Raw genomic sequence first — 15,908 nt, 5'->3', positions numbered from 1 at the left:
GGCCGCCCATGAAGCTGCGCACGCGGCTTTTCCTCAGCATCTCGGCACTGGTCACTGTGGCCTTGCTCGGGCTGCTGCTGGGCCTGGTCAGCGTGCTGCAGATGGCCACGGTGCAACAGCAACGGGTGCGTGACACCACCCATGCCCTGGAGGTGGGGCTGAAGCTGCGGCAAAACCTGGGCGAACAGCTTACCTTGATCCTCGATGAGGACACTGCCCCGGAAAACCTGCGGCTGCTGCAAGAGAGCTTTCAGGGTCTGCTCAACCTGGGCCTGGAGCAGGGTGGTGAACGCACCGGTTTCAGCAAGGCCAGCAGCAACTACCAGGCCTTTCTCCAGGCCTACCGCGACAGCCCCGCACCTGCCCGCAGCATGGGCGTCGATCAGCCACTGGGGGCGGCCTTCAACCAGGTGCGCACCGACCTGATCGACGCCCACAAGCAGGCCCTGGACCTGATCACCCGTAGCGAGGAACACAGCCGTGACCGCGCGCTGCTGGTTAGCGGCGTGCTCGGCCTGATGGGCCTGGTGGTGGTGGTTCTGGGCTTTATCACTGCGCACAACATCGCCCGCCGCTTCGGCCAACCGATCGAAGCGTTGGCCAAGGCGGCCGACCAACTCGGCAAAGGCAATTTCGATGTTACCCTGCCTGTCACCCAAGCCACCGAGCTGAACCTGCTGACCCGCCGCTTCGGCCTGATGGCCGATGCCTTGCGCAAGCACCAAGCCACCAACGTCGATGAACTGCTGGCCGGTCAGCAGCGTTTGCAAGCCGTGCTCGATAGCATCGACGACGGCCTTCTGATCATCGACCGCCAGGGCCGCCTGGAACACCTCAACCCGGTAGCGCAGCGCCAGTTGGGTTGGAACGACAGCCGCGTCGGCAGCAGCCTGGCCGAAGCCTTGCAGCGACCGGAGCTGGAGCAGCAGCTGCGCCAGGTACTGCGCGGCGGTAGCCTCGACCGCCCGCCAGACGACCTGAACATGGAAGTGGATGAGGAATCGCGCCTGCTCACCTACAGCCTGACCCCGGTCAGCCACCCGCAAGGGCCGATCCTTGGCGCGGTGATGGTGCTGCACGATGTGACCGAGCAACGGGCCTTCGAACGGGTGCGCAGTGAATTCGTGCTGCGCGCGTCCCATGAACTGCGCACCCCCGTGACCGGTATGCACATGGCTTTCGGCCTGTTGCGCGAGCGGGTCAAGTTCCCGCCCGAGGCACGCGAGAACGACTTGCTGGAAACCATCGGCGAAGAAATGCAGCGCTTGACCCAATTGATCAACGACCTGCTCAACTTCTCGCGCTACCAAAGCGGCTTGCAGAAACTCGAGTTGGCGCCGTGCGCCCTCGACGAACTGCTGGAGCGTGCGCAACTGCGCTTTGCCGACCAGGCCAGGCACAAGCAGATCGAGCTGATCAAGGAGCTGGAGCTGCCACTACCGCGCATCCTGGCCGACGTTCCCCAACTCGACCGGGTGCTGGACAACCTGTTGCACAACGCCATCCGCCACACCGCCAGCGGCGGGCGTATACGCCTGCATGCGCGGCGGCATGCCGAGCGGGTGATCATCAGTGTCGAAGATAATGGCGAGGGTATCGCCTATGGCCAGCAAGGGCGCATTTTCGAGCCCTTCGTGCAGGTAGGGCGCAAGAAAGGTGGGGCGGGGCTGGGATTGGCGCTGTGCAAGGAGATCGTGCAGCTGCACGGCGGGCGCATGGGCGTGTTCTCCCGGCCTGGGCAGGGGACGCAGTTCTACATGGCCTTGCCTGTTTGAGGGCGTGGTGGCAAATGCCCACGTGCCACCAGTTCGGCAAACTGCCGCGCATTCAACGGCCGGGCAAACAGCCAGCCCTGGCCATAATTGACCCCCTCACTGTTCAACAACGCTGCCTGGTCTTCACATTCGATGCCTTCGGCAATCACCCGCAAGTGCAGGTCGTGGGCCATGCGGATGATATGCGGGGCAACGCCGCTGCTGGCAGCATCATGGCCCAGTGCATCGATGAACGCCTTGTCGATCTTCAGGCAGTCCACCGGCAGGGTCTGCAGGTAGGCCAGGCTGCAATAACCGGTACCAAAATCGTCGATCAGCACCTGGTGCCCGACGGCGCGCAGCGCCTGCAGGTTGTCACGGGCAACGACCACGTCGATCAGGCCGCGCTCGGTCACTTCAAAGGCAATCTGACTGGGCGCCACCCGATGCAACGCCAGCAGGCGTGCTGCCACCCGGCCAATCCGCGGCACCATCACATCGCAGGCCGCCAGGTTTATCGAGATATACAGCTTGGGGTGCGAGCGCAGCAGCTGCCCTAGCTGCTCGAGCACACGTTGCAGGACAAAGTCAGTGATCTGGCGAATCTGCCCGGTGTTTTCCGCCAGCGGAATGAACAGGTCCGGGCTGGTCAGTGAGCCGTCCGGGCGACGCCAGCGCACCAGCGCTTCGGCCCCCACGCAGCGCCGGCTGTCGAGCTCGATGATCGGCTGGTAGAGCACCTGCAGCTCGCCACGGCGCAAGGCATTCTGCAACTCCGAACTCATCGAGCGCCGCTGCAGGATCAGTTGCAGCACCAGCCAGCCAATGCAACAGGCGGCCAGCACACTCCCGGGGAACAGCAACCAGAGCATGCCGTTCATGCGCAGCGGCAGGCTGGCGCGTGGGGCAATCAGTACCAACTGGTAGTCAGGCGACTTGGTCGGCATGCGATAGATCAGCCGGTCGCTGAGTTCGAGTAGCGAGTTATGGCTGTTCGACCAGGCAGAGGGTGGCGGCCATACCTGCGGTGGGCCGAGCACCGGAATGGCGCGCGCACCGTTGTCGAGTACCACCACCAGGCTGCCGCCCGGGGGCAGGTCGACCACATCGGTCAGGTGTCCGCGGGAGGTGGAGACCAGAAACTTGCCCCGGCCCAGCATCAGTGCGGCCAGGTTCTCGTTCGGCTCGGTGGTGGTATTGAGCCAGTAACTGTACGTGGGCCCTTGGATGTCCGGTGCGCGCAGCGGCACGAACGCGCGTTCATCACCCCGGTTGGAGCAGGCAACTAGGCCATCCACATAAGCCGCTTCATAGATGAACCTCGAACTCAGGCCTACCTGCTGCAAGGCAGCCAGCATCGCCGGGCTGCAGCCGCGCAAGGGCTGCGCTTGCAGCTGGTCGACACCTTCGCGCAATTGGCCGAATACCTGCTCGAGGCGATCCAGAAAACGCTCGCCCTGGGCGTTCATCTGTTCGCTCTCGCTCTGCTTCATCTGTTGCAGGGCAATACCGATGCTGGCAGTCAGCAACACCGCGGCGCTGGCCAACGCTGCCAAAGTGGCCAGCATCCAGGGACGGTAAAAAATTTGGCGCAGCAGGGCAATTAAAGATGACATCGACGGCATCCAGTTGATAACTAAGGTATAGCAACTGAATCGATAATCACCCGCGCCGTTTGGCGCTTCGCTGCAACCTTCACAATCCAATTGTGACCGCGGTGCCTGCTTCGCGGGCGCGCCCGCTCCTACAGAGGCCGCAAATCCTCGATGAAGCTCAACGCATGCGGTTAAGCACCTGCAGCATCGCTGCCGTCTGCGCATCCGGCATGCCATCAAAACGCTGTGGGCGGAAGCGCATCTGGAACGCGGCGATTACATGGCGGGTGGCCACATCCAGTACGCCGGTCTGTTCGACCTGGTAGCCGAACCGTGCCAGCTCCTGCTGGTACCAGCCAACGCTGGGCGGGTTGACGCTGAAATAGGCCTGCTGGCGTGCCACCGCATTGGCCTCGGGCCAGATTCCCAGCCCGGCATCGGCCAGGCGCTTCCAGGGGAACAACGGCCCTGGGTCAAGCTTGCGCAACGGGGCAATGTCGCTGTGACCGATAATATGACGGGGCTCGATGTTGTTGCGTTTGACAATATCCTTGAGCAGGGCAATCAGCGCCTGGATCTGCGCTTCGCTGTAAGGGTGCCAGACCCGGCCGTTCGGCGTATCGGTAAAGCCTGGGTTGACGATCTCGATACCGATGGACGAGGAGTTCAGCCAGGTGCGCCCCTGCCACTGGCTGTCACCGGCATGCCAGGCGCGGCGGCTCTCATCCACCAGCTGATACACCGTGGCCGGGCCATCGCCGATCAGGTAATGGCTGCTGACCTCACCCTGGGTCAGCAACGCCAGCGAACGCTCCAGTGAGGCATTGGTGTAATGCAGGACAACGAACTGAATGCGGTCGTCCTGGTTGGCCGAAGGGTGGCTGCGGTCGATGCGCAGGCCCGTCGAGCAACCGGCGACAGAGAACAGCAGAAAGCAAATCAGGGTTTTTTTCAGCGTGGAAAGCACGTCAGTGGCCTCAGCGTATGAGCGCTACAGTATAACGTGCTCGCCACAACCGCGCCTGCCGGCTAGCTCTGCTCGACGCGATTGCGCCCCTGCTCCTTGGCCCGGTACAACGCCGCATCGGCACGCTTGAGCACCTGGTCGCCGCGCTCGCCAGAACGGAAAGCCGCCAGGCCGATCGAGGTGGTGATCACCACCCGCTCGCCCTTGAAGTGGAACGGGCAGGCTTCTATGGTCGCCCGCAACACCTCGGCCACCTGGGCCGCCGCCGCTGGCGGTGTCTGCGGCAGCAGCAGGACGAATTCCTCACCGCCAAAACGGGCAATGAAGTCACGGCCACGCAAGCGCTTTTGCAGTTGGTCGGCAACGATCTTCAGTACTTTGTCGCCGGCCAGGTGCCCATAGCTGTCGTTAATGCGCTTGAAATGGTCCAGGTCGAGGATCGCCATAGCGAGGTGACCGCCGTTTTCCTGCCATTCGAGCATTTCGCGTTCAACCCGCTCGCTCCAGGCTGCCCGGTTGGGCAGGCCGGTGAGGGGGTCGAGCAGGGCCTTCTGGCGCTGTTCCTCCAGGTGCTCGCGGTAACCGAGCGCCTCGTGCTCCATGTTTGCCACGCGCTCCGACAACCCTTGCAGGCGACCGGCCAGTTCCTGCTCGCGGCGATCACGCTCGTGCTTGTGCTCGTCCATGGTCACCAGCAAGCCTTCCAGCCGGTTCTCGAGGATGTGCTTGAGGCTGTCTACGTCGGCGGCACCTTGCACACTGCTTTGCAGCCCGTCGACGTGCTCGCGCAACTGGGTATCCAGCGCACGGGCAGCGCTGCTGTTGTCGGCGTGGCCAGCGCTGGCCTCGTGCAGGTGACTCTGGAAGCCTTCCAGGCGCTCGTTGAGTTGCTGCAGGTAAGTCTCGAATTCGTGCTGGCCGCTGTCGGTGATCGCCAGCATCAGCACCGCCAGGTCATCCAGCACCGGTATCAGCTCATACCAGTTCAAGCCGCGGGCAACCCGGACGCGCATTTCCAGCGCCTGGGCCTTGTGCCGCTCGGGCAGGCTGAGGTCGTCAAGCAGGCCGATCAGGGTTTGCTCGATGTGTGCGGCAACCTGGCTGTAAGGCGGCTCCACCGCGTAAGGCAGGGCATAGGGGCCGTCTTCGCCGAACGTTTCTTCCAGTGCCGGTAATGGCGCGGCCTCAGGCAATGGCTTGCTGGCAGCGTCTTCAGGGGTGGATGCATCATTCTGCGGTTGCGACACCGGCGGCCTGCCGGTCGTTTCGATCAATGCCGGGCCTGATGTTTCCAGCTCCGGCTCGGGCGCTACGGCCACCTCGGCTGCGGGCTCAGAGAGGGTTGGCAACGGCAGTAACGCATCGACATCACTGGGTAGCGGGGGCTCGACACTGGCCGGCTCCGCTTGGGGCGGAGGCTCGCCAACCGGCACAGCCACTGGCACAAGCACCGCTTCGTCCTGGCCATCGTCCTCACGGCTACCGAACAAGCGCTGCAGGAAGCCAGGGCGGGCATCTTCACCCGGTTTGCCCAGGGCTGACAGCGCGCGCCCCTGCAAACCGCTCAGCTCACCCAGCAGCGGCGGCAGGTCGCGTGACTGCGCGACGCCGCCATCGAGCTTCTTCGCCAGCTTCTTCAAAGGCCGCGAAATATCGCTAGGTAGCGGCAGGCCTTGCAGTTGACCAACCAGCGCAGTCAGCGCATCGCCCACCTGGTTCATGCGCGTTTCACGACGTTGCTCGGAATCCAGCACGGCCTTTTCCAGGCGAGGGATCAACCCGGCGAGGCCGGCATCCATGTTGTCGCTACGGATGACCTCGCGCATTTCTTTCATGCACTCGTCCACTACCTTGTCACTGCCTTCGGCAGCCAGGGTGCTGCGTACCAGGCCGCGGCGCAGCAGATCGAGACGGGCGTCCCAACGGCGTTCGAGCTTTTCCTGCTGCTCGATGCTTTTAAGGTATTTTTCTTTCCAGCGCTCGGCTTCTTCGGTCATGCCTGGATCCGCGAGGGGTGATACATCTGGGCTGTCTGATTACACACTGTCGGCGCGCGCCTCCAACTCTTGAGGGCGTGCGATGCTTTAGCTGATTCAGCTCAAGACCGGCAGCGTATCCACAGTCAATGCATCAGGCAATCGGATCTCTACCGCGACCGGAAGATGGTCGGAGATGGGCTGCGCCAGCACCTCGACACGCTCCAGGGTGAGGCTTGGGCTTAGCAGGATATGGTCCAGGCAACGCTGTGGTCGCCAACTGGGGAAGGTGGCCTCGACCTGCGGGGCAACCAGGCCCAGGTCGCGCAGCGGCGAGTGCTCCAGCAGGTCGGTGGCATGGGTGTTCATGTCACCCATCAGCACCTGGTGGCGGTAACCACCAATCAGCTCGCGGATATAGCCCAGCTGCAGGGCGCGGGTCTTGGCGCCCAGCGCCAGGTGCATCATCACCACGATCAGCGCATCGTCACCTTCGCCAAAGCGCACTAGGATCGCCCCACGCCCGGCAGGGCCTGGCAAGGGGTGGTCTTCGAGCAGTTGCGGCTTCAGGCGGCTGAGCACGCCATTGCTGTGCTGGGCAAAACGCCCCAGGTTGCGGTTGAGCTGCTGGTACCAGTAGGGGAAGGCCCCCAGGTGCGCCAGGTGTTCGACCTGGTTGACGTAGCCCGAGCGCAGGCTACCGCCATCGGCCTCCTGCAGGGCCACCAGATCGAAGTCGCCCAACAGCTTGCCGATCTTCTGCAAATTGCCGGCACGCCCGTTATGCGGCAGCAGGTGCTGCCAGCTACGGGTCAGGTAATGCCGGTAGCGCTCGGTACTGATGCCCACCTGGATATTGAAACTGAGCAACCGCAGGCGACCATCCTCGGGCAGGCCAGTGGCCTGCAGGTGATGTTCGTTGACCTGCGGCTGGTGCAGGCCAATGCCACGCGTAGCTCTGAAGCGGGGCATGGGTTTCGCCGCTTACTTAGCGGCGCGCTCCTTGTCGATAAGCTGGTCGGCAACGTTCAGCACGCCTTCCGGCCCGCCAGCGGTACCCAGGTCGAAGCGGTACTTGCCGTTGACCACCATCGCCGGTACGCCAGTGATTTCGTACTTCTTCGCCAGTTCCTTGGCCTGATTGACCTGGCCCTTGATGGCGAACGAATCGAAGGTGGCGAGGAACTTGTCCTTGTCTACGCCCTGGGTGGCGAGGAAATCGGCCATGTCGTTCTTGTCGGTCAGCTTCTTGCGCTGGTTCTGGATGGCATCGAACACCGCGGCGTGTACCTTGTGCTCGACGCCCATGGCTTCGAGGGTCAGGAACATCTGGCCGTGGGCGTCCCATGGGCCACCGAACATGGCTGGAACGCGCTTGAAGTTGACGTCCTTGGGCAGCTTGTCGACCCAAGGGTTGATGGTTGGCTCGAAGTGGTAGCAGTGTGGGCAGCCGTACCAGAACAGCTCGACTACTTCGATCTTGCCAGGCACGGAAACCGGAACAGGGTTGCTCAGCTCGATATATTCCTTGCCGGCAACAGGCTCGGCGGCCTGGACGGCAGTCATACCGAATACGCTGGCGGCGACCAGCGCAGCGCTGAGAATCAGTTTACGCATGCTTTACTCCTGAGCATTCATGGGTCGCCACGACGCGACCTGCACTGAGACAGGCCGGGAAGGGCTCGAGTTCTGTAGTGTAACGGCTGCGGACTGAAAAAAGGGCGGCCCGGCCACCCTTTCATCATTGGCCTACAACATTAACTGAAAGTTAATGCAGCGCCCTTGAAGGCATGTACATCACCTGTAGGAGCGGCCTTGTGTCGCGATAGGGCTGCGCAGCAGCCCAGCAATTTTTGCATTTGCGCTGAAACCCTGGGGCTGCTGCGCAGCCCATCGCGACACAAGGCCGCTCCTACAAGGGACCGCGCCGCCAGTCAGTGCAGGCCCTGGATGTAGCTGGCCAACGCTTCGATGTCGTGGTTGCTCAGCTTGCCAGCGATGGTACGCATGGTCATGGCGTCGCCATCGTTGGTGCGGTTGCCTTCGCGGAAGTCGGTCAGCTGCTTGGTCACGTACTGCGAGTGCTGCCCACTCAGATGCGGGAAGCCGGCCAGGGCGATGCCAGCGCCGTTCGGCGAGTGGCAGCCGGTACAGGCGGGCATGCCTTTCTCCAGGTCGCCACCGTTGAACAGCGCACGGCCACGCTCCACCAGCTTGGGATCGGCGGCGCCTACGCTGCCTTTCTGGCTGGCGAAATAGGCAGCGATGTCGGCCAGATCCTGGTCATTGAACGGGGCCAGCATGCCGGTCATTTCCAGCACGGTACGTTTGCCCGACTTGATGTCGTGCAGTTGTTTTTCCAGGTAGCGCTGGCCCTGGCCGGCCAGTTTCGGGAAGTTCGGTGCCAGGCTGTTGCCGTCAGGGTTGTGGCAGGCGCCACAGACGGCGGTCTTGGCCTGGCCAGCGGCGGCATCGCCTTTGATAGGTTGTGCAGCAGTGGCCGCACCTGCGACACCCAGGGTCAACAGCAGACTCACGACTAGTTTGTTCATCAGCTAATCCAACACGGCTAAGGGTGAAATGTTATGTATCGGGACTGCCACTCATCCAAAGGATGACCAAACGGTAGTCCTCGGCACTGCAGTCCATGCACAATCCACGCGGCGGCATAGCCTTGAAACCCTGGGTCACGTGCTTTACCAGTACCTCCATGCCTTGCGCCAGCCGTGGCTCCCAAGCTGCCCGGTCACCCTGCCTGGGTGCCTGTGGCAACTGCCCGGTGTGACAGGCCGCACACGTGCGGTTGTACAACACCTCGGGATCCTGTGTAGCCTGTGCGCTGAAATACGGCAGGAACATACCGACAGCTAGCAGCCATTTCGCCAGGCGAAACGACCTGACAGGGTTGGGGGACGCGCTGCGTTCTGATGCGCAAGCTATAGTTCGGCACCCCATGCCCGTTCTCCTTCGCTGGGAGAATGGGCACACAAAAACTGGGGCATTATATACTTCTGTCAGCCAAACGGAAACGACACCGCTTGCCGGCCTAGGCTTTGGCAACACCCACATCGGATATCCCATGCAAGTCAAGAACCCCATCCTCGGCCTCTGCCAGAAAGCCAAATTCGCCCTCAGCGCAGCCAAGGTCGAACAATGCCCGGACGACCAGGGTTACGAGGTGGCCTTTGCCGGCCGTTCTAACGCCGGCAAATCCAGCGCCCTCAATACCCTGACTCATGCCAGCCTGGCGCGTACCTCGAAAACCCCGGGGCGCACCCAGCTGTTGAATTTCTTCAGTCTGGACGATGAACGGCGTTTGGTCGACCTGCCGGGCTACGGTTATGCAAAAGTGCCGATTCCACTCAAGCAGCACTGGCAGAAACACCTGGAAGCCTACCTGGGCAGCCGTGAGTGCCTGCGCGGCATCATCCTGATGATGGACGTGCGCCACCCGATGACCGACTTCGACAAGATGATGCTCGACTGGGCCAAGGCCAGCGGCATGCCGATGCACATCCTGCTGACCAAGGCCGACAAGCTGACCCACGGCGCTGGCAAGAACACCCTGCTGAAAGTGCAGTCGGAAATCAGGAAAGGCTGGGGCGATGGCGTGACCATCCAGCTGTTCTCGGCGCCCAAGCGCCTGGGCGTGGAAGAGGCTTATCGCGTGCTGGCGGGCTGGATGGAGCTGGAAGACAAGCCAGTCATCTGAAGGTTGGCGCGCAACCTTGTAGGAGCGGGTTCACCCGCGAATGCGGCGGTGCATCCGGCATCGCATTCGCGGGTGAACCCGCTCCTACAGGGGGCTGAGCAAGCCATGAGGCAAATTCCGGGCAAAAAAAACCCCGGACTTCGTATGGGGAGGGGGAAGTTCGGGGTCCAAGTCCGGACCGCTAGGGCGGGGTCCAGATATCTGCCAACACTTAACACAACATAGGAGCATCGAAAGGCTTCACCAGCCATTCAGTTACTCTGAGTTCCGCTTCACCGGTTTAGTTCCGAAGCCCTGAAAACTATTTGCGATAGTTTCATCAAACCTCAGCACCAACGACACTAGCGGTGCCAGGATCCGCGTCACCCCGTCGCAGATCCTACACAGCTTTACCGGCTCAATCAGTGAGCTTCGTCCCAATTCGCACCAATTCCTGCTTCAACCAGCAGGGGTACATCCAGCTGGGCGGCCTGGCTCATATGCTGGCGAATTTCATCGTTCACCTGTTGAACCAGGTCCTCACGCACCTCGAGCACCAGTTCGTCGTGTACCTGGAGGATCACCCGGGCATCCAGCCCGCTCTCGCTCAGCCAGTTATCCACATTGACCATGGCGCGTTTGATGATGTCGGCTGCTGTGCCCTGCATTGGCGCGTTGATTGCCGTGCGCTCGGCGCCTTTACGCAGGGCCGGGTTCTTGGCGTTGATGTCTGGCAGGTACAGGCGGCGGCCGAACAGAGTCTCGACAAAACCTTGCTCGGCAGCCTGGGCGCGAGTGCGCTCCATGTAGGCCAGCACGCCGGGGTAGCGGGCGAAGTAACGGTCGATGTAGTCCTGCGACTGCTTGCGGTCGACACCGATCTGCTTGGCCAGGCCAAACGCGCTCATGCCGTAGATCAGGCCAAAGTTGATGGCCTTGGCTTTGCGACGCTGGTCGGTGGTGACGTCTTCCAGCGCCACCCCGAACACTTCTGCTGCCGTGGCGCGGTGCACGTCGAGGTCGTTGCGGAAGGCGTGCAACAAGCCTTCGTCCTTGGCCAGGTGGGCCATGATGCGCAGCTCGATCTGCGAGTAGTCCGCCGCCAGCAGCTTGTAGCCGGGGCTGGCAACGAATGCTTGGCGAATGCGTCGGCCTTCGGCGGTACGGATCGGAATGTTCTGCAGGTTCGGGTCGCTCGACGACAGCCGGCCGGTAGCCGCCACCGCCTGCTGGTACGAGGTGTGAATACGCCCGGTGCGTGGGTTGATCTGCCCCGGCAGCTTGTCGGTGTAGGTGCTCTTGAGCTTGCTCAGGCTGCGGTACTGCATCAGTACCTCAGGCAGCGGGTAGCCTTGCTCGGCCAGTTCGTCGAGCACCGCTTCGGCGGTGGAGGGTTGGCCCTTTGCGGTCTTGCTCAGCACCGGCATGCCCAACTTGTCATACAGGATCGCGCCCAGCTGCTTGGGCGAGCCGAGGTTGAATTCTTCACCGGCCAGCTCGTAGGCACGCTGCTCCAGCTCGGCCATCTTCACGCCTAGCTCACCGCTTTGCACATGCAGCAGTGCGGCATCGACCAGCGCGCCCTGGCGCTCGATCTTGGCCAGCACCGGGACCAGCGGCATCTCGATGTCCATCAGCACCGGCTGCAGGCTTGGCGTCTGCGCCAGGCGGGCCTGCAGCGCCTGGTGCAAGCGCAGGGTAATGTCGGCATCTTCGGCGGCGTACGGGCCGGCCTTGTCCAGGTTGATCTGGTTGAAGGTCAGCTGTTTGGCACCCTTGCCGGCGATGTCCTCGAAGGCGATGGTGCTGTGGTCGAGGTACTTCTGCGCCAGGCTGTCCATGTCGTGACGGGTCGCAGTGGAGTTGAGCACATACGACTCGAGCATGGTGTCGTAGGCCACGCCGCGCATTTCGATGGCCGGTGAGGCATTGGCGAGAATGTTGATGTCGTACTTGGCGTTCTGCCCGACCTTGGCCTTGGCTGGGTCTTCCAGCAGAGGCTTCAGTGCCAGCAGCACGGCCTCACGGTCCAGCTGTGCCGGAGCGCCATCGTAGTCGTGGGCCAGGGGCACATAAGCAGCTTCATGGGGTTCGACGGCGAATGACAGGCCGACCAGCTGCGCCTGTTGGGCGTCAAGACTGGTGGTTTCGGTGTCGAAGGCGAACAGCGGCGCCTGGCGCAGCTTTTCCAGCCAGGCGTCGAAGCGGGCCTGGTCGAGGATGGTCTCGTATTTCGGTTCGACCTTGGCCACCGGCTCATCGACGACCGGGGCGAGATCCTCGCCAGCCTTGCTCGCCTCGCGCTGCACCTCGGCGACCCAGCTCTTGAACTCCATTTCGGTGTACAGCGCCAGCAGCGCGTCGCGGTCCGGCTCACCGCACACCAGTGCCTCGACCTCGACATCCAGTGGTACATCGCACTTGATGGTGGCCAGTTCATAGGACAGGAACGCCGAATCGCGGTGCTCCTCGAGCTTGGCCGGCAGGGTCTTGGCGCCGCGGATGGCCAGGGTCGGAACCTTGTCGAGGTTGGCGTACAGGTCGCTGAGGCCGCCGCCGATACCGGTCAGCAGGCCAACTGCGGTCTTTTCACCAACGCCCGGCACACCGGGGATGTTGTCGACCTTGTCGCCCATCAGCGCAAGGAAGTCGATGATGTGCTCCGGACCGACGCCAAACTTTTCGTGCACGCCGGCAACGTCCATCACGCTGCCGGTCATGGTGTTGACCAAGGTCACGTGGCCGTCCACCAGCTGCGCCATGTCCTTGTCGCCGGTCGAGATGATCACCGGGCGGCCCTGGGTGGCACTGCTGCGCGCCAGGGTGCCGATCACGTCATCGGCCTCGACCCCTTCTACGCACAGCAGCGGGTAGCCCAGCGCCTTGACACTGGCATGCAACGGCTCGACCTGTACCCGCAGGTCGTCGGGCATGCTTGGGCGGTTGGCCTTGTATTCGGCGAACATGGCGTCACGGAAGGTGCCGCCCTTGGCGTCGAAAACCACCGCGAACAGGCTGTCGGGGTATTGCTTGCGCAGGCTCTTGAGCATGTTCAGCACACCCTTCACCGCACCGGTCGGCATGCCCTTGGACGTGGTCAGCGGCGGCAGCGCGTGGAAGGCGCGGTACAGGTAGGAGGAACCGTCCACCAGGACGAGGGGCGCTTGGCTCATGAGCAGAATCAACCTTTTCGACGGGTCCGGCGCTAGAATAGCCAGAATCATTGACGACAAAGGGACTAGGTTATCATGCGTACACTCAATCGCCTGTTACTGCTCGGCCTGTTGGCAACCATGCCGGTCGTCACCCTGGCGGCGGACGACGCCCCCTCGGCCGATCCCGAGGTGACCATTCGCACGGAAGGCGACAAGACCATCCAGGAATACCGGCAGAACGGCTTCCTGTATGCGATCAAGATCACACCGAAAAACGGCAAGCCTTATTTCCTGGTACGCGCCGATGGCACCGATGCCAATTTCATTCGATCCGACCAGCCGGACATGCTGATTCCGTCCTGGAAGATCTTCGAGTGGTAATCTGACGCGCACCGTTCACATCAACCCGGCACTTCCCGGCGGAAGTGCCCGTATGGGCAATTTTTCATCATGTCAGTCTTCACCCCCGTGACCCGGCCTGAGCTGGAAACCTTTCTGGCGCCGTACGCGCTGGGCCGTCTGCTCGACTTTCAGGGCATTGCCGCCGGCACCGAGAACAGCAATTTCTTCGTCAGCCTCGAACAGGGGGAGTTCGTCCTGACGCTGATCGAGCGTGGGCCCGCCGAGGACATGCCGTTCTTCATTGAGCTGCTCGATACCCTGCACGCAGCCGACATGCCGGTGCCGTACGCAGTTCGTGACCGCGACGGCCACGGCCTGCGCGAACTCTGCGGTAAGCCGGCGCTGCTGCAGCCACGGCTGTCGGGCAAGCACATCAAGGCTCCCAATGCCCAGCACTGCGCCCAGGTCGGCGAACTGCTGGCGCACATCCACCTGGCCACCCGCGAGCACATCATCGAGCGCCGCACCGACCGTGGCCTGGACTGGATGCTGGCCTCGGGTGCCGAGTTGCTGCCACGCCTGACGGCCGAACAAGCCGCGCTGCTGCAGCCGGCGCTGGACGAAATCGGTGCGCACAAGGCGCAGATCCTGGCCTTGCCACGGGCCAACCTGCACGCCGACCTGTTCCGCGACAACGTGATGTTCGAAGGCACCCACCTGACCGGTGTGATCGATTTCTACAACGCCTGCTCGGGGCCGATGCTGTATGACATCGCCATCACCGTGAACGACTGGTGCCTGGATGAGCACGGCGCGATCGACATGCCGCGTGCCCAGGCGCTGCTGGCGGCCTATGCGGCGCTGCGGCCGTTCACTGCAGCCGAGGCCGAACTGTGGCCGGAAATGTTGCGGGTAGGCTGCGTACGCTTCTGGCTGTCGCGCCTGATTGCGGCGGAGTCGTTTGCCGGGATGGACGTGATGATCCATGACCCGAGCGAGTTTGAAGTGCGTTTGGCGCAGCGCCAGCAGGTGGCTTTGCACTTGCCGTTTGCGCTCTGAGTCCCAGTGGGCCTGGCAGGGGATTGGGTGAAGGCTGACAGGTGCCCGCCTTTATGCCTTCAGCGCCTGTGAGATCGAGCGCCGCCCACGCGGCGCTTCGCGGGACAAGCCCGCTCCCACATCTGTTTCGGGCCAATTATTCCTGCGCCAGATGGGTTACAGCCTTGGTGCAGGACTGGAGATGGATGAAGAGCAGCGGCGCCCCCTTCGATATCGAATGGAACAAACAAGGCGGCCCGAGGTGACTTCACAGGAATGACTGGCCCGAACAGATGTGGGAGCGGGCTTGTCCCGCGAAGCGCCGCGTGGGCGGCGCTCGATCTCATAGGCGCTGAAAGCATCAAGGCAAGCCCCTGCCAGCCTTGATGCAATCTCCAGCAGGACGTAAGGCAAAGCAGGCTTACAACTGCTCCAGGCACCCCGCCAGGTCACCGCCCAGCTTCTCCAGCAAACGCTCATAACCCTTGCCGTCTACCGGATCAGTACCACCCAGTGCATCCAGCTCAGCCAGGCGCACCGGCAGCCCGGCCGTCAGGGTCTCGGCCAGGCGCGGGCGCAGTGGCGGCTCGCTGAACACACAGGTCTTGCCCACTTCCTGCAGGCGCTTGCGCATAGCGGCCACATGCTGGGCCCCTGGCTGCACCTCGGACGCCACGCTGAACACGCCAGTGTGCTTCAAGCCGTATTCCGCCTCGAAATAGTCGAACGCCTCGTGGAACACGAAGTAGGGTTTGTCGGCAATACCCGCCATCCGCGCCTTGATCCGCCCGTCCAGCGCGTCCATACGTTCGACGAAGGTCTTCAGGTTGCTCTGGTAGCGCGCCGCATTGGCGGGATCGGCCTGGGCCAGGTCAGCTGCCATTTTTGCCGCGATTACCCGCGCATTGGCCGACGATAGCCACAAGTGCGCATCCAGGCTGCCCGGGCGGTGGTCGTGGTCATGGTCATCGTGGTCCGCTTCCTCATGGGAATGGCTGTCCTCGCCAAAGTGACGCAGCTTCATGCCCGGCAGCGACTGCACAGCCACCGTGACCTTGCTGCGGCTGCCCAGTACGCGTGGCAGGAAGCTCTCCATGTCCGGGCCGATCCAATACAGCAGGTCGGCATCGCCCACCCGCCGTACGTCGGACGGGCGCAGCGCGTAGTGGTGCGGCGAAGCACCTGGCGGCAGCAATACCTCAGGGCTGCCGACACCCTCCTGCACGGCAGCGGCAATCTGCTGCAGCGGTTTGATACTGGCCAGCACACGCACATCGGCCTGGGCCGAGCATGCGATGAAAGCGACAAAAAGGGCTAGAAATCGGGACACGGTGAATACTCGGGTCGTGAGAAACAGGTAACATAATAACGTCTCCATCCAGAACCGTCG

The 15,908-nt window shown here is 62.7% G+C and carries 13 protein-coding genes; 4 read left to right on the top strand and 9 right to left on the bottom strand.

What is annotated here, in order from left to right:
- The first annotated feature begins 8 nt into the window (after positions 1 to 8).
- Entirely contained in the window at positions 9 to 1,775 is a 1,767-nt protein-coding gene (locus ACIP02_RS03275) for a KinB sensor domain-containing domain (protein WP_400613157.1), read from the top strand.
- Here ACIP02_RS03275 and ACIP02_RS03270 read toward each other — a convergent pair.
- From ACIP02_RS03270 to ACIP02_RS03240, 7 genes are all read right to left on the bottom strand, one after another.
- On the bottom strand, positions 1,754 to 3,370 hold the full coding sequence (locus ACIP02_RS03270) for an EAL domain-containing protein (RefSeq protein ID WP_400613154.1): 1,617 nt from the start codon (positions 3,368 to 3,370) through the stop codon (positions 1,754 to 1,756). The genes ACIP02_RS03275 and ACIP02_RS03270 overlap by 22 nt on opposite strands.
- A 157-nt stretch (positions 3,371 to 3,527) precedes the next feature.
- On the bottom strand, positions 3,528 to 4,316 hold the full coding sequence (locus ACIP02_RS03265; RefSeq protein ID WP_400613152.1) for an N-acetylmuramoyl-L-alanine amidase: 789 nt from the start codon (positions 4,314 to 4,316) through the stop codon (positions 3,528 to 3,530).
- Between the two features lie 62 nt (positions 4,317 to 4,378).
- Positions 4,379 to 6,313: a diguanylate cyclase gene (locus ACIP02_RS03260; RefSeq protein ID WP_400613150.1), complete on the bottom strand. Its 1,935-nt coding sequence runs from the start codon at positions 6,311 to 6,313 to the stop codon at positions 4,379 to 4,381.
- Between the two features lie 96 nt (positions 6,314 to 6,409).
- A complete protein-coding gene (locus ACIP02_RS03255; protein WP_400613147.1) occupies positions 6,410 to 7,264 on the bottom strand; it encodes an endonuclease/exonuclease/phosphatase family protein in 855 nt (284 codons plus the stop codon).
- 12 nt (positions 7,265 to 7,276) lie between these two features.
- Positions 7,277 to 7,909, bottom strand: a complete 633-nt coding sequence (gene dsbA / locus ACIP02_RS03250; protein WP_400613143.1) for a thiol:disulfide interchange protein DsbA — start codon at positions 7,907 to 7,909, stop codon at positions 7,277 to 7,279.
- Positions 7,910 to 8,226: 317 nt separating this feature from the next.
- Positions 8,227 to 8,844 (bottom strand): c-type cytochrome, encoded by a 618-nt coding sequence (locus ACIP02_RS03245; RefSeq protein ID WP_400613140.1) that lies wholly within the window; start codon positions 8,842 to 8,844, stop codon positions 8,227 to 8,229.
- 31 nt (positions 8,845 to 8,875) lie between these two features.
- Positions 8,876 to 9,178, bottom strand: a complete 303-nt coding sequence (locus ACIP02_RS03240; protein ID WP_400613263.1) for a c-type cytochrome — start codon at positions 9,176 to 9,178, stop codon at positions 8,876 to 8,878.
- Positions 9,179 to 9,371: 193 nt separating this feature from the next.
- Here ACIP02_RS03240 and yihA point away from each other — a divergent pair, with 193 nt between their 5' ends.
- On the top strand, positions 9,372 to 10,004 hold the full coding sequence (yihA, locus tag ACIP02_RS03235) for a ribosome biogenesis GTP-binding protein YihA/YsxC (RefSeq protein WP_400613138.1): 633 nt from the start codon (positions 9,372 to 9,374) through the stop codon (positions 10,002 to 10,004).
- Between the two features lie 401 nt (positions 10,005 to 10,405).
- Here yihA and polA read toward each other — a convergent pair whose 3' ends face one another.
- On the bottom strand, positions 10,406 to 13,156 hold the full coding sequence (polA, locus tag ACIP02_RS03230; protein ID WP_400613136.1) for a DNA polymerase I: 2,751 nt from the start codon (positions 13,154 to 13,156) through the stop codon (positions 10,406 to 10,408).
- Positions 13,157 to 13,231: 75 nt separating this feature from the next.
- Between polA and ACIP02_RS03225 the strand changes: the two genes are divergently transcribed.
- Positions 13,232 to 13,519 (top strand): DUF2782 domain-containing protein, encoded by a 288-nt coding sequence (locus tag ACIP02_RS03225; protein ID WP_010951520.1) that lies wholly within the window; start codon positions 13,232 to 13,234, stop codon positions 13,517 to 13,519.
- A 69-nt stretch (positions 13,520 to 13,588) separates the two neighbouring features.
- The gene (locus tag ACIP02_RS03220) at positions 13,589 to 14,539 is read left to right on the top strand and encodes a homoserine kinase (RefSeq protein ID WP_400613134.1); all 951 of its coding nucleotides are present in this window, start codon (positions 13,589 to 13,591) and stop codon (positions 14,537 to 14,539) included.
- Positions 14,540 to 14,939: 400 nt separating this feature from the next.
- On the opposite strand, the gene ACIP02_RS03215 is transcribed toward ACIP02_RS03220, so the two are convergent.
- On the bottom strand, positions 14,940 to 15,896 hold the full coding sequence (locus tag ACIP02_RS03215; protein WP_400613132.1) for a zinc ABC transporter substrate-binding protein: 957 nt from the start codon (positions 15,894 to 15,896) through the stop codon (positions 14,940 to 14,942).
- Positions 15,897 to 15,908 lie beyond the last annotated feature (12 nt).

Source organism: Pseudomonas sp. NPDC089408 (assembly GCF_044749445.1).
Classification (GTDB): Bacteria; Pseudomonadota; Gammaproteobacteria; order Pseudomonadales; family Pseudomonadaceae; genus Aquipseudomonas.
This window is presented reverse-complemented; position numbering and strand designations above follow the sequence as displayed.